This window comes from Aerosakkonema funiforme FACHB-1375 (assembly GCF_014696265.1).
Classification (GTDB): domain Bacteria; phylum Cyanobacteriota; class Cyanobacteriia; order Cyanobacteriales; family Aerosakkonemataceae; genus Aerosakkonema; species Aerosakkonema funiforme_A.
In genome coordinates this window covers 38,473-56,269 of sequence record NZ_JACJPW010000004.1, presented here as the reverse complement: position 1 = coordinate 56,269, position 17,797 = coordinate 38,473, and the positions used below count along the sequence as shown (strand labels likewise).

Genomic DNA, 17,797 nt, shown 5'->3' with positions numbered 1-17,797 from the left:
AGACATTAAAATTATGGTTTCTCACGAAAAGTTTTCGCCTCTGACGCACCCTACAAACTATTTTAAATCAAATTAAATTTAACACGCGATCGTATTCTTGTTGATGAATGCGCCAAGCATTCCAAACATCAACTTTTTGCTGAAGATTTAACCAAAGTCTATGACCATTACCAAAAGCTTTACCAATTCTAATAGCTAAATCAACAGTAATAGGTTGTTCACCTTGAATAAGGTCATTAACAACTTGATTGGACACTCCTAAAATTTCGGCAAATTGTGTCGGAGTAATTGCTAAATCTTCTAAAATATCGGCAATAACTTCCCCAGGATGTACTGGTTTTGCTGGTCTATCTTGGAGCGGATTTTCTCTTTTTTGTATCATACTTTACTTTTCCTAATGAATTACTTATTTTACTATTTTAATGATAATCTTCGAGGTTGACATCATAAACCTCACCCTCGTCAAACCTAAACGTAATTCGCCAATTTCCTGATACTTTAATTGACCAAGTTCCTTGGCGATCGCCTTTGAGTTCATGTAAATCATAACCCGGTAATCTAATATCTTCTAACAGTAAAGCTGCATCTATGACCTCTAATCTAATTCTTATTTTCTTTTCTAAATTAGGAGGTACTCCTTTATTAATATTCTCTTGAAACAGTTTTTCAAGAGCTTTATTTTTAAAGGTCTGAATCATTCATCAACTCTCCTTATATTAATAGAAACAGCATTATTCAAATTTTATTCCTAATTTTTTTATTCATCTTGATGTAGTCTCAGTATTTGTAATACTTCTTCTTGATTCCTAATTAGTTTTCTTCCTTTATTTACTTATGATAATACATCAAATTTTTCTGCGAAAACTTTGTAATATTTTGTAATAGGGGCTGCTAGCCCTAATTATTTAGAACAGTTTATTAAGTAGGGTGCGTCAGACATTAAAATTATGGTTTCTCACGAAAAATTTTCGCCTCTGACGCACCCTACAAACTTATATCATTAAAGTGTAAGTTGGGTTTCGTTCCTCAACCCAACCTACAAGTTATTGCCCGATCAATTTTGTTCGGCTTCGGCGATAGTCGCTTCAACTTCAGCCAGAGGTAAGTCTATGGCTGTAGCAATTTGTTCTGTACTTAATCCCAGGCTAACCAGTCTGAGAATTGTAGCTTTTTCTCGCTGTTTAGCTTCTTGCGCTTCAGCTTGTATTTTGGCTATTTCAGCTTGTGCTTCCGCTTGTACTTCAGCCTGAATTTCTTGATAAACTCTGGTTTTCTTTAAGTCACTTAGATTAAACATAGCGGCTATCTCCTCTCTCGATTTTTGAGGTAACTTGTAAACAACGATCGTTTCAAGTAATTCGATCAAACTATCTCTGACTGTAACATTAGGTATTTCCGTCCGCACTTGTGCAGCTAATTCTCTAGCCAAATCTGGCGCTGTATTTTCCGGTTCAACAATTAGTTTCAGTAATTTTATCGGCAGAGATGCTGTTTCTGTCGTACTCAGTTCATCGATGTAAATACGGGTGAGATTAGGCAGTGCCAACATTTCCTGAAAGTGGATATTATTTTCTCTTTCAGTTTGGCGGTTTGGGTAGATTACTACTAACTGCCAAGGATGCGGCGGTTGGTATTGTCTGAGATAGATAAATAGTTCGGCAAATAGACGATAGTACAAATTTGGATCTGGTTGAAATTGCACCTCCACAATATAGAATGGTAGTTGAGAATTGGGGTTAATTGGTAGGAATAAACCATCTAACCGAAAGGATAATTGTTTCACCTCTTGGGAGGTAAATTCGTATTGGTTGGTAGTCTCGGCTGGTATGCCCAGGAGGGCAAAGAAAATAAAGGGAAATTGTCGGAAGATGTTGTAAAATAGACTATCGGTTTTCATTAATTATAATAAAAACAGCGATTATGGGTTGATAAGTCAACTATACCGCTTGTGGGCGATCGCTCAATCTTGAGGAAAAGTTTCATGGGTAGTAACTTCGAGGGCGGCAGTTTCCAATGCGATCGCTTTCTCTAAGTTATCAGCTTTCTCGCCTCTGATTCTGTCACGATAAGCTTTGGCGAGGTAATTTTGCGTGGTTGCCCACTGTTCGGGAAATGCTTGGCGGGTGTATACTTCGAGGGCGGCGGTGTGTGCGTCGATCGCTTTCTCCAGATTATCAGCTTTCTCTCCCCCAATTCTGGCACTGTAGAAACTGCCCAAACTATTTTGCATCCCCGCCCAATATACGGGAAATGCTACCGGGGTGTATACTTCGAGGGCGTTGGTGGCAAATGCGATCGCTTTTTCGAGATTATCAGCTTTTTCTCCCTTAATTCGATCGGAGTAAATCACTGCCAAATTATGTTGCACCATTGCCCAATAATCGGGAAAATCCTCGCGGGTGTATACTTCGAGGCTAGTAGTGTGTGCGGCGATCGCTTTCTCCAGATTATCAGCTTTTTCGCCCTCGATCCTGAATAAATAGGCAATTGCCAGATGATGTTGCGCGTTCGCCCAATCTTCGGGAAATCCCTCGCGGATGTCAATTTGGAAGGCAGAGGTGTGTATAGCGATCGCTTTTTCTAGGTTATCGGCTTTTTCGCCTGCGATTCTGTGACGATAGGCATGGGCTATATGATGTTGCGTTCGCGCCCATTTTTCGCTGCCCGGTGGACGATGACTTAAAACGATTTGATAACCTGCGATCGCAATTTCAATATTATTTGCTCTATCCCCCAAAGGCAAATCAAGGATATGAAAACTTAAAGATTCTACATAGTAGAGAACTCGCTGCACTGAGTTCGGATGTTGAATGAGCAAATTTCCAGTCACTCGCTGTAAAATTTCCGGAAAGCGATCGTCCAGGAGATGTTGCCGTTCTGCTAATATGGGGTAAATAACTTCTCCATCGTTATTCTGTTCTATTGCTTGCAATAATTCTAGAATAAAATCCCCATACTCCAGCATCCTTTCATCTTCTAAATCCTCCCCTTCTTCCTCTTCATCCCCCACCAAAAATTCCTCTAGATGACCGATCAGACTTCGTAGAAAATCAGCCGTATTCTCGTCTCCTGACTCGGCAAACTGTGCTGCTACTACCTCGCAAACTTCCAGAAACTTCAAATCCAGCAATTCCGAATTTGCCTGTAAAATCTGTGGTTCTTCACCGCTAGGACAATGCAGCAGTTGTTGAATCAGATTGAGATAAGCTTGAATGCGATCGTCATCCATATTTTTAGGGCGTTGGGTTTCAGGAAGAGTTTTAGCAATTTTGTCCTGTCCCCGCTCTAATATGGCACAAAGCGGTTTAATTTGGCAGATTTTAACAAATTTTTTAAGATTGGTTCAGGTACGTAGTTGGGCTTTAGCCCCTAATTTTGTTGGGTTTCATGCTTCAACCCAACCTACGGGTACTACAGGTAATAGGTTGTTTAATTGTAGTTGAAGTATGTTGGATTGCTTTAGAAGAAGTTCTTTCAGATTTATGAAATCCTGATTGATTTTGAAATAAAACAAACGCAGCCACAGCTAAAAGAAAATAACCAAAGCTTTTCTGAAGTTGTTGTGCGGAGACAAATTGAGCTAAATAAGCGCCCAATAAAGTTCCCAAACTAGCAGCTAATGTAAATGATACAGTCAGGAAAGTATCAAAAGAAACATGACCCAAATAACCTATTAATCCAGCCACAGCATTGAGAGCAATAATTAGCAGGGATGTGCCAATTGCCTCTTTCATGGGGGTATTTCCCAATAGCACTAAAGCCGGCACAATGGCAAATCCTCCGCCGACGCCTATTAAACCAGTTAAAATGCCTACGCCTACTCCTTCAACTGTTAACCACAACCAACTATATTTATGCACTGTTTGAGGAGAAGGAATTGGTTTTGGTTTTTCTTTTTGAGGTTGGTTTTTAGATTGAGAATTTCGCAAGATCATAAACACAGCCATGAGTAGCATCATCATGGCAAATAAGGCCATTTGAAAGGTTTCTGTAACGATAGGTAGTACGGCTATTTTGGCTCCGATAAATGCTCCTAACATAGTAGCAGAACCGAAAATGTAAGCTTTTTTCAAATTAATATTTCCTCGTCGCCAATGGGGAATAACTCCGAGCAAACTAACGGAGCCAACAATGACTAAAGTCATCGCGATCGCAGACTTGGGTGCTATTCCCATCACATAGACCAGTATTGGCAAAGCCAATACAGATCCACCTCCGCCCAACAATCCCAAACTAATACCAATACAGACAGCTAACAAATGTCCGATCGTCCAAATAAGCATTGTTTTTTCCTTGATAATCTCTTCGATTGGCTGCAATTTTTGCCAACAGTATTCCCCCACAGGTGTTAGTAATACCTGTGAAATTTAGCTGGGAAATTTATCTAAACTACAAAAGAATCTGGATGAGCTAAAAGAATCTAAAATCTAGAATTAGTCGCATACAATTTGTACGCGATCGAACCAGCAACGAACGCCACCATAAACAAAATTGGATTCCCATTCCGTAACACTAAAGCAACGATTCCTGGCCCAGGACAGTAACCCGCTATTCCCCACCCAATCCCGAAAATAGCAGCGCCAATTACTAAAGGTTTGTCGATATGTTTATTAGTGGGTAAATTAAATTTGTCTGCCAAAATTGGGTGAGGAAGACGCAGGACAAATCGGAAGGCAATTACCGTCACCGTGACTGCGCCACCCAACACAAATAATAATGTGGCATCCCAATTACCAGCGACATCCAAAAAGCCGAGTACGCGATCGCGATCGATCATCTGAGAAAGTCCCAATCCCAGACCGAATAGCACACCTGACAATAACGCGATTAGCTTCTCTTTCATATACTCAACCGCAATACGTGACGGACAACAAAAACTGTCAGGATAGCGGTAATCATAAATGTGAGAACTGCGACTAGCGATCGCATTGACAATCGACCTAAACCGCATACTCCGTGACCGCTAGTACAACCGCTACCCATGCGAGTGCCAAAACCTACCAGAAAACCGCCGATAATCATTGCCCAAGGACTAAATGCAGCGGTGGGAGTTGGTTGAGGTGCTAGTACATTTTCGTATAAAATGCCACCTAGCAACATCCCCAGGATAAACAACCACCGCCAGAATTCTTGCTTGGAAAAGGCGATCGCACCATTGACAATTCCACTAATTCCAGCAATGCGACCGTTGAATGCTAGTAATAGGGTGGCACTTAACCCGATGGAAATCCCCCCGATTAAAGCATAAACCCAGTTAAAATTTGCCACGATCTAAATCCTCAAGCTTTTGCCATTACAGCCACATTTCCACATTTTTGGTTAGCTGGTACTGCTTCGGCAATTTTCTTGGGATTGGGCAAATTCAGGTTATTCATTTGTTCGATAAAACTCGCCCGATCTTTGCCTACAAACCGGGGGTTGTATTGCTTTTCTTCACCAATTGTAGAAACTGTATGTCCTCTGTAATCGTGACCGGGATAAACTAAGGTTTCATCTGGCAGAGTAAATAATTTTTGCGTAACGCGATCGTACATCAAACCGGGATTGCCGCTTTGGAAATCAGTTCGTCCGCAACCGCGAATAAAGAGAGAATCTCCCGTTAGCAATATGTTTTGATTGACGAGGTAAGAGTTATGGCTGTCAGTATGTCCTAAAGTTGCGATCGTCTTAATTTCAATATCCCCTAGTTTTAATACTTCCCCATCTTTAATAAAGCGGTTAGCACAAGCAGCTTGGGCATTTTCTGGCACTATGCCATCACAACCTGTAATTTCCCGCAACTTACCCGTTCCCGTAATGTGGTCGGCGTGAATGTGCGTTTCCAAACAATAGCGCAAAGTTAGCCCTAATTCTTGGATTAACTTTAAGTCTCGATCGACTTGTTCGATCACCGGATCGACTAAAACTGCTTCTTTGGTGTTTTCGTCAGCAATTAAATAGGTATAAGTGCTGGTTTCGTTGTCGTACAGTTGGCGGAATAGCATTTTTCTGGCTCCTAGTAAAATTTTTTACCTGCTTGATGGAATGTTTGGCGCAATCTGGTTTCCAGGCCGATCCTGGGAACTGCAAAGAAGGCTAAGCCTCCTTCCCTTTCAAATATGCCACGCGAGTCGTGCATATTTGTTGATTGCTTATATTGCCATATAGTAATTTAAATTTTACAATTTGACAATAGCGACAAAAAAGTTGGCAGCAGAGGTAAGTAGATTTACCGAACCTGCCAGAACCTGATTGGCTAAAAATCCACCTGTTCTTCAAAAAAAAAGACTACTTATGATCGCGTCAACTTCCCAGCAATCCCAGACTCCCGCGTCCGCAACTCCCACCATTACCAAGACACTGCACCACCAAATCGTTTTTATCGGCGGCGGGTCTGCCGGACTGACGACCGCCTCTATGTTATTGAAAAAAAATAAATCCCTAGATATTGCCATTATCGAACCATCGCACAAGCAGTATTACCAACCCGGTTGGACGATGACAGGTGGAGGAGTATTCCAAATTGAGGATACAGTCAGGGATAAAAAAGATTTTATACCTCGACAAGCGACTTGGATTGCAGACCGAGTGGTTAAATTAGACCCCGATCGCAATGCTGTCGCGACCAAAGAAGGTATCCTGGTTGAGTACGATTACTTAATTGTCTGTCCCGGCATTCAGTTGGACTGGCATTTAATTAAAGGATTGAAAGATGCGATCGGCAAAAATGGCGTTACCAGTAATTATGCACCTAATTACGCACCTTATACCTGGGAACTAATCAAAAATTTCCCTGGTGGAAATGCTTTATTTACCTTTCCCAACACACCAGTTAAATGTGGTGGTGCGCCGCAAAAAGTTATGTATATGGCAGATGACACCTTTCGCAAACTGGGAGTTCGCGATCGCACTAACGTCATGTTTCTCACACCAGCAACTAAAATGTTTGCCGTACCGGAATATTCAGCCATATTAGATAAAGTTGTTGCCGAACGGGGGATTGATGTTAAATTCCGGCACAACTTGAAAGAAATTAAAGGGGAAACCAAAGAAGCAGTATTTGATGTTTTCGATGATAGCGGTGCAGTTGTCGATGAATTTACCCACAAGTACGACATGATTCACGTCGCACCGCCGCAAAGCGCACCGGACTTTATTAAACAAAGTCCTTTGGCAGTTTCTGGTAGCGCCTATGGTTGGGTAGATGTGGATAAATACACCCTACAGCACAATCGATATCCCAATATATTTAGTTTAGGAGATGCTTCTTCCCTGCCAACTTCCAAGACAGCAGCAGCAGCACGCAAACAAGCAGCAATTGTAGCCGAAAATTTGTTGGCATTTATAGCTTCCCAACCATTATTACATAAGTATGACGGCTACACTTGCTGTCCTTTAATCACTGGGTATGGCAAGACAATCATGGCTGAGTTTGATGGTTATAACGGCACAGTGGTTTCTAGTTTTCCCCTCAATCCCGTGAAAGAACGCTGGATTATGTGGATGATGAAAACTACTGGTTTGCCTTGGATTTATTGGAATCGGATGCTGAAAGGAGAGCAGTTTGAGGGGGATTACATCAAGTTTATGCAATGGCGGCAATAGTTTTGTTAGCTATTTCGGGTCGATCGCGACGATTTTTCAGAGAAACCGGGTTTCTGGGGAGATTTGTAGCTTTCTAGCGACGATTTTTCAGAGAAACCGGGTTTCTTTGCGTAAGTCCTATTCAAATTGCTAACGCACTCCCCAAACTCTAATTTTCTCATCCTTACTGCTACTAACAATCTTACCTCCATCGGGGGTAATGGCAACAGCAACAACCTCATTTAGATAACCTTCTAACATATGCAATTGCGTCCCCGTTCGCAGATGCCACAATCTAATTGTTCCATCGCGACTGCAACTGGCAAAGGTGTAGCCATCGCGTGCGATCGCAAGATGATTCACCTCATCCCAATGTCCGATGAGAGTGCGTAAAAATCTCCCCGTTTGCAAGTTCCACAGTTTAATTGTTTTATCCAGAGAACCGCTAATCAGAATTTTACTATCGGGACCGATCGCCACGCATTTAACCCCATCGGAATGTCCGATGAGGGTATGCAATAATTCTCCAGTTTCTAAGTTCCACAATTTGATAGTAGAGTCAGCACTGCCGCTGGCTAAAATCTTGCCATCGTGACTAATGGCAACAGATTTGACTGCGCCTGTATGTCCTGCAAAAGTGGAAATTAACCGTTGCGTGGGTAAATCCCACAATTTAATTGTACGATCTTCGCTGGCAGTGGCGAGAGTTTTTCCGTTGGGTGTAATGGCAACGCAATTAACTGCCTCAGTATGGGGAAATAAAGTATAAAGTAATGCCTTGTCCAAGCTTTTGCTTTGTGGCACAGTTCCACCATTATTTGCCGCATTTTGTAATTGCCAAACCTTGACGGTGTTATCCCAACAGCAACTAATCAGAGTTTGTCCGGAAGAACTGATGGCAATAGATTTGATTCCATCTGTATGTCCGCTGAGGGTGCGAACGATCCTGCCCGTGTAGAGCGATCGCACGGTAATAATTTTGTCCTTGCCGCCACTGACAATATTTTGTCCGTCAGGAGAAACGGTCAGGGCATAAGTGGTAGAATTGGGTGTGTAATATTTGTACAAACACCCAAACAATTGATACGGATTGTGTTCTTGTAAAACTCGTTGCAAAGTTTCTTTTTCGCAATCTTGAACTAGCAAGTAAGCAGTTTGCCGCACTTGCCACGATTTATCCATTAAGGCGGAAAATAGCAGTTCTAAACCTGCTTGTCCGTACTTGGTTGTCTCTTGCAGAGCTGCCAATCGTTGGACGACATCTGCGCTGGCGAAGCGCCGCTTGACGCCGGCGATTCCTCCCAAAACGGCAGCACCCACAGGCGTGGGCGTTTGATTGCCTAAGACGACATCGTAAGCTCTGGGCTGATTCTGTGCCATTGCACTGGTAGGCTTGTAGTACTCTTTGTATTATGCCTCATATATCGCTTGAATTTCGATCGCCTCCAGCACACGATTGAAAAGTCTGATATCTGCAATGTTACCCTTGAAGAATCCGGGCCAACTGGGATGATCGGAACGTCTGCCAATTCGCAACGGTTTCGCGTTGTTGAGAGAACCTTGTCTGTCTGTTGGGTTAAATCGATTGCCGACCTCTACCCCATCAAGATACCACCTTCCCCCATCAGTTTGGTCTCGGTCGATCGTAATCGCCACATGATGCCACTTGCTATTAGTAATTGATATATAGGCGAGGTAATTCGTCCATCCAGTGCCTATCCCATCAGCTAGTTGACAACATAAACTGCCGCGATAATTGCAAACAGTATAGCCCTGCACAGCACCCGAACTTTCAACTCTTTTATCAATAATGACATCGATATTTCCATGCGGGTTACTGGTGTTAACCCAAAAACAGATGGAAAGGTCGCCCGTTCCAAAGTTGAGGGCAGGAGCGTCGCTAATTTGTACATAGTCATTCACACCATCAAAGCACAGAGAACTAAGCAAACTGGGCTTGATGGTATTAGTTATGGGTGCGGGAGTGCAACCATTGATTATGCCGTGATTTGTGCCGATGCGATCGCTAACAGTATTACCTTCAGTTTCATCCAAGCGCCACCACGCCACCAGATCGGGGGGTATGTACTCCCGCAGTGCTTGTCGAACTTTAATTTCTGTCCTTTTTTGCAGTAGCAAATAAGCAGTTGCTCGTACTTGTCCGTTAGCATCTTTTAAAGATTGAATCATCAAACTTATCCCGGCTTCTCCATAATTCAGCGCTTCTTTTAATGCCGCAATTCTCTGAGAGACGATCGCACTTGTCAATCGCGACTTCACACCTGCCATTCCTCCCAATACAACCGCATTCACAGGCGGTGGATTTTGACCGCCAAGCACAGCATCATATTCTTGCGGTTGCGGGATGTTGTTATTAGTAGGTTGAGGAGCCGATTGATTACGCAATCTGGCTTTAGCAATCGCCAATTTAATTGCAGAAATCAGTTGGTTTCGGTCAAAAATTTTCTGTAAAAATTCAAAATACGCAAACGGTTCGGGAATTTTTGCTCTTACTTCATCTATACGTCCTGACATCACCACTAAGGGAATTTTCTGTAATTCCGGATCGGCTTGGATATGCTGAAACACTTCCCAACCGCTCACTCTAGGCAATATCCAATCCAGTAAAATCAAGTTTGGCCCTTCTTGGTGGATGAGATTGATTGCCTCCAGACCATCTTTAGCTTCCAAGATTTCAAATTTACCCACAGGTAACATTGCTTTGGTATTTCTACGAACGACTCCGCTGTCATCGATAATCAAGATTTTGCGATTCGCCATAAGTTATTCCCGTTCTTTTGGAATCTCTATGCAAAAGTTCAAACGCTCCACAACTTAATTATCCCGTTTCTATCCCCACTCACAACAGTCTTTCCATCCGGACTGATATTCACCGATGCAATTACATTGGCATAACGACCTGAATAGTTGCCCAGCGTGCAGATTTCTTCGCCTGTCTCTAAATCCCATAATTTAACGGTGCCATCCCAACTGCCACTGACGATTATTTTGCCATCAAAACTGAGGGCAAGAGATGTCACCCAATTTTGATGTCCGACCAGAGAATGTATTTCCTCTCCTGTCTGCCAATTCCATACTTTGACTGTTTTATCGTTACTGCCACTCACCAAAGTTTTTCCGTCGGGAGTAAAAGCAAGGGCAGTCACTTCCCCACCTGGATGGGGTTGCAAAGTGCGGATTTTTTCTCCGGTTTGCAAATGCCAAATTTTAATTGTGCGATCGTGAAAACCTCCGCCAGTCGCCAGAGTTTGTCCATCTGGAGTCAGAGCAATTCTCGTAATATGATTGTGATGCCCCTGAACAGTAAAATTATGAATTTTTCGTCCGTTTTTTAAATTCCAGATAGTAATTGTTTTGCCCTGAGTGCCGCTGACTAATGTTTGCCCATCTCGACTGATGGCAACTGAAATAATCCTGGCTGGATGATTGGTATGAGTGGCAATTTCTGGGATTGACTGCGGATATTCAATTAAACTGCGAACTTCTGCGCCAGTTTGCCAATCCCAAACTGAGATTGTATGGTCGCAGCTACCGCTGACGAGAGTTTTTTTATCTAAGCTGGCAATGAGGGAACAAACCCAAGTGCAATGTCTTTTGAGGGTGCGAATTACTTCTCCTTGCTGCAAATCCCAAACTATAATTTTACCCAGTTCGCCGCCACTAAACAAGTGCTTGCCATCTTGGCTAAAAGCAATAGCAGTCACGTAACCTGAATGTCGATCGAGTATTTTTAAAGATGTCGGCCTATATGTCCATATTGCTTTGAGAACTCCCGGTAATTGTGGATTTTCTAAGAGGACTCCGCAAGCAGCTTGCCGAATTTCCTCCGATTCGTCTTTGAGAAATTCGATCGCTAACTCTAAACCAGCTTTTCCGTACTTCAATGTATCCGATAACGCAAGAATTCGTTGCTGAATAATGGGGCTGACCAAGCGTCTCTTCACAGCTGCTAAGCCTCCTAAAACAGCAGCATCTGGTGCGCTTACTACTTGAGCGCCAAGTACGGCATCGTATTCTCTGGGTAGATGGGGATTCTCTGCCATTGCACCTCAACTTCTGCACAACTACTACTAAAGTAGTATGAAACAAGGGAACCGATCCGTTTTGAGGCTAAAAGACAAGATTGCCGATTTTTCTGCGTTCAGCAGTTTTTCACATTTTGTTGCTAAACTAAAAGTTAAGTAAAAAGTAATCGCTCTACTACTTAAGCCAGAGCAAAATGAGATCTATCTTTGGGATAGATTTGCACAGTTTTCGGGGTAATCAAGATAAATACAGGCAAATTTATGGAATAAGTTGCCTGAGCGAGATTATTCGGCTTGAGGAAACTGCAAAATCATTTTATCTGGTATTTTTCATGAAAAAAACCGATCGAGAGTTGTCGCTTTACGTATTTATCTCGAAATTTCCCCGTCCAAAAAGCTACGAGGGCAAAATCATGTGCGTGGCGTTTTTGGGAACGCACGTACCGCTTTTAGCTCTTTTGGGTTATTTTTTAGCGAGCAACTCATTTTCCTTGGCGGCAAGTCTGCGGGTGCTGGTAATTGCACTAGCTGCGACTTTAATCGGCACAGTCGTGACGTTATATGTTTTGCACAAACTGCTAGCACCGATAATTCTCACCTATTTAGCCCAAAGAGCGTACATCAATCAAAAAAAGCTACCCGATCTGCCAACCAAATATACTGATGAAGCTGGTATTTTGATGGCAGATACAGTCCAAACAATCAAAAAATTAGATGAAGTTATCGAACATTTAACTAACTACGATGCTGTAACAAGTCTTGCCAATCGAGTTTTGTTTGGCGATCGTCTCCAGCAAGCTTTGTTGCGAAATCAGGAAAGAAATCGGCTGTTAGCGGTGATGGCTTTGAAGTTGAATAATTTTCGAGAAATTAATAATGGTTTGGGAAGCGATGCAGCCGATCGACTACTCAGAGTAATTGCCCAAAGGCTAAGTGTTACTATATCCACTCACGATATCCTTTGTCGGATTGGCAGCGATGAATTTGCGATCGCGCTTACCGAATTAACTGCATCGGAGGATGCGGTAGAGTTTTGTCGATCGCTCCTCGATCGCCTCGCTTCACCCATCAATTTATTTGGCGATCGCGTCAATGCTGTAGTTAGCATTGGCATTGCTATCTATCCCTTTGATGGCAATACAGTCGATCGACTTTTGCAAAGTGCCAATACAGCAGTCGATGAAGCCTATCGCCAGATGCCAAATAACTATCAGTTTTACTCAGCTAACATGAATTCCCAATTGCAGGAACGGTTAGCTTTGGAAAGTAAATTGCGTTATGCTTTACAGCGAAACGAACTGGTACTTTACTATCAGCCTAGAGTTGATACAACTACGGGTAAAATTGTGAGTGTCGAAGCTTTATTGCGTTGGCAAAACCCCGAACTTGGACTCGTCTCGCCAGCCAAATTCATCCCGATTGCAGAGGCTAATGGTTCGATCGTTCCCATTGGGGAATGGGTGATACGCACCGCTTGCACTCAAAACCGACTCTGGCAAGAATCGTTATCCCAATCGTTGCGGGTAGCGGTTAATTTGTCAGCTCGCCAATTGGCACAACTGAATTTAGTTGAACGCATCGCTTCTATCCTCAATGAGACACAACTCAATCCCGCTTATTTAGAACTTGAAGTTACGGAAAGTTTGATGATGGAGAATCTCGAACAGTCAATTAGGGTACTGGAAGAATTGCGCGAGTTAGGTGTGAAGTTAGCACTGGATGATTTTGGCACCGGATATTCATCTTTAAATTATTTGAGACGTTTTCCCATCCATACTCTGAAGATCGATCGCTCTTTTGTGCGCGACGTTGTTTCTAACTCCCATGATGGAGCAGTTACCAACGCAATTATCACTTTGGCAAAAAGCCTAGACTTAAATATCACCGCTGAAGGCGTAGAAACACAAGAACAGTGCGAATATGTGAAAGCACAAGGTTGCCATGAAATTCAAGGTTACTATTTTAGTCCGCCTATTCCCACCCTTGCCATGACTGCGCTATTAAAGAAAAGCGAAAAAGTGACTAATTACGAAGATATCAGGAATTTAATCTCAAGTTGAGGAAGTGCGATCGCTATTCAATCTGCAAGCAACTCTCCCACGATCGATATTTTAATTACTGAAGTTTCGCGATCGCACTTCTCTCCACCAACACTCGTCTCGTCAACAAATCTTTCACTGTTGCCAACAAAACCCGCCCTTCATTCACTTCAAAATTTACTTCGATCCTATCTATGCCTAGTTGTCCCGGTGGGTCGAGATGCGCTACGCAAACTTGTTCGTGATGGCTTTCCAAAGAACGAAATTCTGACTCTTGATGCACGCTACCACTCGTCATTCTTCCCAGCGCATCAAAGGTTACTTCTGCGTGGGATATTTCTGCCAATTCGCCAATATCCAAACGAATTTCTCGCTGTCCCTCTAATGCTGTTTGCAATATCAGCGGTTCGTCGCGTTGGCAGGGATATTTAGTTCCCTTTTCAAACAAAGGAAAATAAGAATAAGTTCGCATTTGCGGTTCCCAGAGACGAATTGCATAGCCATGTCGCAGATAATCCTCCACTTCTATTATCTGCGGAAGTGTCAGCGCACCGTGCGCGATCGCTTCAAATGGCTTGCCTATTTTCACCCGCGATTTGCCAAAATAAGATATAACTAATTGCTGCACTGCCGGAATTAAACAGCTACCTCCCACCAGCGCCACCAGTTCGATATCAGTTTTGCTGACGCCTTTGTTGTAAGCAACCGCTACCACTTCATCCAAAGCTTGCCGCAGTTGTTCTAATAACTGTTGATTTTCCAGTATTTCTTCTAATTCATCTCGACTTAAATTCAATTCGTGGGCAATAAAGTTTTCATCGTCGAACCAACTATCTTTGGCTTCACTTGCAGTTGATAATTGAATTTTCAGCTTTTCTGCGATTTGCAATAAATTCTGCCAACCAATTTCTTTTATTTCTTGTCGCGAAGAACCAATTCGCCGCAAATAATGTTCGACAATCCAAACATCTATATCAACACCGCCGACATAAGCATCGGATTTGGCTATTACTTCAGCTTTTAATATTTTTTGTCCGCCGCTGGCTGCTTGGGTGCGAACTAAGCTTAAATCCAGAGTTCCGCCGCCAAAATCTACTACTAAAACCACAGAACCCGGTCTTTTCACCGCATAACCAAGCGCTGCGGCTGTAGATTCATCTACGATTTGCACTTCCGGAACGCCCAGTTTTTCGCCAATATCGCGAAACCAGTCAAGATAGCGTTCAAATGCACCCACAGGTACGGTAAAAATTACGTTCTTGGGTTGCAGTTTTTCTGGCTCTATTTGTTGCCAAATTTCTTTGATAAACAGTTCCGATACTGATTCTGCCGAGTAACTGTTACCATCAATTTGACGGGGTGGCGGCTGAAAATCTGCGGCTAAATCGCGTTTGAATGCCTGAAAAAGTCGCTCTGTTTCGTTAAAAGCGAGACGTTGCGATCGCACCTGTTCCCCAAACACGAGGCGGTTTTCCTTTTGGACGTATACCAGCGTTGGGACTACAAATACTTGACCGCCAGGTGTTTCAAATCCTCGCGATATGGCTTTAAATTTCAGCGTCCGTGGCGTCTGCGTTGCGGGATCTAGAGTGCAGACGACGGTGTTGCTTGTTCCGAAATCGATGGCAACAACTGTCATTAGCTATCATTCATCAGTAATTGGTTAATTTCAGATTTCAGATTGCAGATTCCAAAGCTTTGAAATCTGCAAATTCCAATCATTTAGGTGGAGGCGAAATTGGTAAATTACGGCTGACTTTGGCGGGAGAAAGAATGCGCGAGCCGTCTCGATACCCGACAAACCGAATATAAACCAACTCTCCTTCCGTAATATCATTCGTATCCGGTTGATGCAGTTGGGGATTGAATGGCACTTGTTCCCAAGCAGAACCAATTCTTTCATACCCCCAACTCTCCAAAACATTATCCAACGGAGCAAACAGCGCCACCAAATTTTTAGCTGGTAAATCTGGTTTCGCTTCCGTCATTTTGCGAACGCTGGGATAGTTGGTTAGCAGTGTTTGCAATTGGGAGAAGGTAGCATTCTCGAACTCAGCTTTTAGCTGTGTTGATTGCTGCTGCAATTCTTCTCGCAGCCGCAGACATTCTTGGCGCAAGGCTTCGATTTTTTCGTTGGCTGCTTCTGCTTGGAAACGCTTTTCAGCAGCCGTATCGTTCTCCTTGTCAGATTTAGCTTCATCAGAACGAAGCAGACTGAAAATTAGCCAAATGCTAACCAACCACAAAACGCAACCAAACCAGAATAGATTGGGGTCGTTAACCATCACCACTACTCTACATTTCCGTTTGGTTTTGCGTTTGTTCGTTAATTAGCTCTTCGCCATCTTGATAATATTCTGGAAACAGTTTTTGCGATTCCACTTTGCCCAGAGCTTTTTCAATTCCTGAAGTGTTTTCGGTGCAGCTGGAGCCAACGCCATTGAGGACGGTTTCAACTATCTTGCCGTCAGCGCCAATGCGATATTCTATCTTCTGATACTGGGCCATAATTAGGATTCCTGTATTCAGCCTAGTTTACTACTTTCTTGATTGTATGCTCGATTTTGCCATTCGTCTGTTTTCGATCGCACCTCAAGAAAATTCTCTTCTGATTCGATCTAAGGCAGACTTGAGTCCGATGTCATACCAGGGAAGTTATCTGAGATAGCGATAACTTCCCTGGTAACATCCTTTGTATTATACTGTAGCACAGAAGTGCAACCACACCCATCTGTAACAGGAGCAGTCAATCTCTCAAAACGGCTAGACTGATAGTAACTATAGTAAAGATTCTTTGCGTAATGCTGTCAAGATATAGACTCGGCAGAATAAGTTGAAGTGCCGGAACTAAAAGTAGCGATCGCACATCAACTTACCCATCCGATGGGATAGGAGATGATGCTCGCGTCAAAAGTTCTGTTGAGGCTACGCTGAAGCAATTCTCCACAGTTAAGTCAGTTATTATCCTGACTAAAGAAGGCTATTGTTTTGGGGATATGAGTGGTGAAAACTTTTGTTTGCGTTAACTCGATCGCCTTTGGCAATCTTTAATCCTCTTCTGGCGGACGAGTTAGTATTTCAAATATAGTCTTAGCTCCAAATTCATTGCGATCGTCAATCTCTTTAACTCTCGACATTACCTCTAGAGCCTTCTCTATTTCTCCCAACTTAGCCAGCACAAATCCAGAAGCCGCATAGGCGTTTAAATACAGCCGAATTTCCGCTTCGTTTTTCCGAGTTTCTAAGATTGGCTTTAACTCTGACCAATCGTCCGGCAATTTTTCTGATTCCTTGACATTTTCCACAACTTTAGTTGCCATCACAAGTGCCATTGGCTGATTATTTTTGTAGAAAAAATACCGATATGCTGCTACCAGGACATCTGTATTATTTCCTGTTTTCGCCAAGGCTTGGTTCATGTACTCTTCTGATTTAGCGCTATTTTCCCAATTTTCCGCCGCTAACACTAACAAGTGTTTAATATCGGCTGGAACGTCGTACCAGGAAACTTTTTCTTCCGTTACTTGCATCTCCATCTCCAGTAGGTAGACAAAGGGACAAGGGGACAAGTAAACAAGGTTATTTCCAACCTTGCCCCACGTTAAGAAGCTATCCACAAAATCTGCTTGGCTAGGAATGACTAATTGTTTAAAACTTGTCTTCTATAAACCAAGTCTGCCGATTTAAGTTGGTAGCCAAAAACGATTTAAGCGAGCGCATATGCCGCATGAGTGTAGCAGTTTTTGGGACAAATCCTCGCGCAAGCTTGACAACCGACACAATTACCTTGGTTGGCGATCGTCATCACCTTGCGTTCGATCTCGTCATCTTCCTCATTGTCCACAAATTCTCCCTCTTCGTTCATCGCTCTGAGCGACAGCACATTGCGCCCACAAACTTTAAAACATCTGCCACAGCCAATACATTTAGCTTGATTGATTGCTTGCACAAATTGGGGTATCCAATTTTTTCCCCCAAATGTCAAACCAGTTAGTTGTGCCATTGTCTAAACTCCTTCGTGTCAGTTTTTGCAAAGGGTAACTTTTAGCAGGTAATCTCATATTACTCGTTTTTTTTACCTTTTTTTGTTAAAAATAAATTAGCTTTATATAGAAGCTTTACAGTTTTTTAATATATTCTGATTCCCCT

General features: G+C 42.8%; 19 protein-coding genes. 2 read left to right on the top strand and 17 right to left on the bottom strand.

All coding sequences use genetic code 11. From position 1 onward, the window contains the following. Nucleotides 1-67 precede the first annotated feature (67 nt). From H6G03_RS02535 to H6G03_RS38645, 9 genes are all read right to left on the bottom strand, one after another. Nucleotides 68-382, bottom strand: a complete 315-nt coding sequence (locus tag H6G03_RS02535) for a HigA family addiction module antitoxin (protein ID WP_190461752.1) — start codon at nucleotides 380-382, stop codon at nucleotides 68-70. Nucleotides 383-419: 37 nt separating this feature from the next. Then, nucleotides 420-698: a type II toxin-antitoxin system RelE/ParE family toxin gene (locus tag H6G03_RS02530; protein WP_190461750.1), complete on the bottom strand. Its 279-nt coding sequence runs from the start codon at nucleotides 696-698 to the stop codon at nucleotides 420-422. A gap of 356 nt (nucleotides 699-1,054) precedes the next feature. Then, nucleotides 1,055-1,897: an Rpn family recombination-promoting nuclease/putative transposase gene (locus H6G03_RS02525; protein WP_190461748.1), complete on the bottom strand. Its 843-nt coding sequence runs from the start codon at nucleotides 1,895-1,897 to the stop codon at nucleotides 1,055-1,057. A gap of 63 nt (nucleotides 1,898-1,960) precedes the next feature. Then, the gene (locus H6G03_RS02520; protein WP_190461746.1) at nucleotides 1,961-3,229 is read right to left on the bottom strand and encodes a tetratricopeptide repeat protein; all 1,269 of its coding nucleotides are present in this window, start codon (nucleotides 3,227-3,229) and stop codon (nucleotides 1,961-1,963) included. 163 nt (nucleotides 3,230-3,392) lie between these two features. Further along, entirely contained in the window at nucleotides 3,393-4,283 is an 891-nt protein-coding gene (locus H6G03_RS02515) for a sulfite exporter TauE/SafE family protein (RefSeq protein ID WP_190461744.1), read from the bottom strand. 137 nt (nucleotides 4,284-4,420) lie between these two features. Further along, nucleotides 4,421-4,843, bottom strand: a complete 423-nt coding sequence (locus H6G03_RS02510; RefSeq protein ID WP_190461742.1) for a DUF6691 family protein — start codon at nucleotides 4,841-4,843, stop codon at nucleotides 4,421-4,423. Continuing rightward, the gene (locus tag H6G03_RS37740; RefSeq protein ID WP_190461740.1) at nucleotides 4,840-5,268 is read right to left on the bottom strand and encodes a YeeE/YedE family protein; all 429 of its coding nucleotides are present in this window, start codon (nucleotides 5,266-5,268) and stop codon (nucleotides 4,840-4,842) included. Before H6G03_RS37740 ends, H6G03_RS02510 begins: the two co-directional genes overlap by 4 nt. Nucleotides 5,269-5,279: 11 nt before the next feature. Further along, nucleotides 5,280-5,984: an MBL fold metallo-hydrolase gene (locus tag H6G03_RS02500; protein WP_190461738.1), complete on the bottom strand. Its 705-nt coding sequence runs from the start codon at nucleotides 5,982-5,984 to the stop codon at nucleotides 5,280-5,282. An 11-nt stretch (nucleotides 5,985-5,995) separates the two neighbouring features. After that, nucleotides 5,996-6,118 carry a hypothetical protein gene (locus tag H6G03_RS38645; RefSeq protein ID WP_255512164.1) on the bottom strand — a complete coding sequence of 41 codons (123 nt, stop codon included), beginning with the start codon at nucleotides 6,116-6,118 and terminating at the stop codon, nucleotides 5,996-5,998. Nucleotides 6,119-6,273: 155 nt separating this feature from the next. Between H6G03_RS38645 and H6G03_RS02495 the strand changes: the two genes are divergently transcribed. Beyond that, entirely contained in the window at nucleotides 6,274-7,584 is a 1,311-nt protein-coding gene (locus H6G03_RS02495) for an NAD(P)/FAD-dependent oxidoreductase (protein WP_190461737.1), read from the top strand. A gap of 129 nt (nucleotides 7,585-7,713) precedes the next feature. Here H6G03_RS02495 and H6G03_RS02490 read toward each other — a convergent pair whose 3' ends face one another. From H6G03_RS02490 to H6G03_RS02480, 3 genes are read right to left on the bottom strand one after another with little or no spacing between them, the layout of a single operon-like run. Further along, nucleotides 7,714-8,943, bottom strand: coding sequence for a WD40 repeat domain-containing protein (locus H6G03_RS02490; RefSeq protein WP_190461735.1), 1,230 nt, complete (start codon nucleotides 8,941-8,943; stop codon nucleotides 7,714-7,716). Between the two features lie 30 nt (nucleotides 8,944-8,973). Continuing rightward, nucleotides 8,974-10,344: a LamG-like jellyroll fold domain-containing protein gene (locus tag H6G03_RS39205; RefSeq protein WP_190461733.1), complete on the bottom strand. Its 1,371-nt coding sequence runs from the start codon at nucleotides 10,342-10,344 to the stop codon at nucleotides 8,974-8,976. A gap of 38 nt (nucleotides 10,345-10,382) precedes the next feature. Next, a complete protein-coding gene (locus H6G03_RS02480; RefSeq protein ID WP_190461731.1) occupies nucleotides 10,383-11,627 on the bottom strand; it encodes a WD40 repeat domain-containing protein in 1,245 nt (414 codons plus the stop codon). A gap of 176 nt (nucleotides 11,628-11,803) precedes the next feature. Here H6G03_RS02480 and H6G03_RS02475 point away from each other — a divergent pair, with 176 nt between their 5' ends. After that, nucleotides 11,804-13,669, top strand: coding sequence for a putative bifunctional diguanylate cyclase/phosphodiesterase (locus H6G03_RS02475; RefSeq protein ID WP_242060284.1), 1,866 nt, complete (start codon nucleotides 11,804-11,806; stop codon nucleotides 13,667-13,669). A gap of 55 nt (nucleotides 13,670-13,724) precedes the next feature. On the opposite strand, the gene H6G03_RS02470 is transcribed toward H6G03_RS02475, so the two are convergent. The 5 genes from H6G03_RS02470 to fdxB all read right to left on the bottom strand — a co-directional run bounded on the left by H6G03_RS02470 (nucleotide 13,725) and on the right by fdxB (nucleotide 17,651). Beyond that, nucleotides 13,725-15,287 carry an Hsp70 family protein gene (locus H6G03_RS02470; protein ID WP_190461729.1) on the bottom strand — a complete coding sequence of 521 codons (1,563 nt, stop codon included), beginning with the start codon at nucleotides 15,285-15,287 and terminating at the stop codon, nucleotides 13,725-13,727. A 79-nt stretch (nucleotides 15,288-15,366) separates the two neighbouring features. Then, nucleotides 15,367-15,933, bottom strand: a complete 567-nt coding sequence (locus H6G03_RS02465; RefSeq protein WP_190461727.1) for a nucleotide exchange factor GrpE — start codon at nucleotides 15,931-15,933, stop codon at nucleotides 15,367-15,369. Nucleotides 15,934-15,943: 10 nt separating this feature from the next. Further along, nucleotides 15,944-16,156 carry a DUF2997 domain-containing protein gene (locus H6G03_RS02460; RefSeq protein ID WP_190461725.1) on the bottom strand — a complete coding sequence of 71 codons (213 nt, stop codon included), beginning with the start codon at nucleotides 16,154-16,156 and terminating at the stop codon, nucleotides 15,944-15,946. Between the two features lie 539 nt (nucleotides 16,157-16,695). Beyond that, nucleotides 16,696-17,178, bottom strand: coding sequence for a hypothetical protein (locus H6G03_RS02455; RefSeq protein ID WP_190461723.1), 483 nt, complete (start codon nucleotides 17,176-17,178; stop codon nucleotides 16,696-16,698). 176 nt (nucleotides 17,179-17,354) lie between these two features. Further along, nucleotides 17,355-17,651 (bottom strand): ferredoxin III, nif-specific, encoded by a 297-nt coding sequence (fdxB, locus tag H6G03_RS02450; protein ID WP_190461721.1) that lies wholly within the window; start codon nucleotides 17,649-17,651, stop codon nucleotides 17,355-17,357. Between the last annotated feature and the right edge of the window lie 146 nt (nucleotides 17,652-17,797).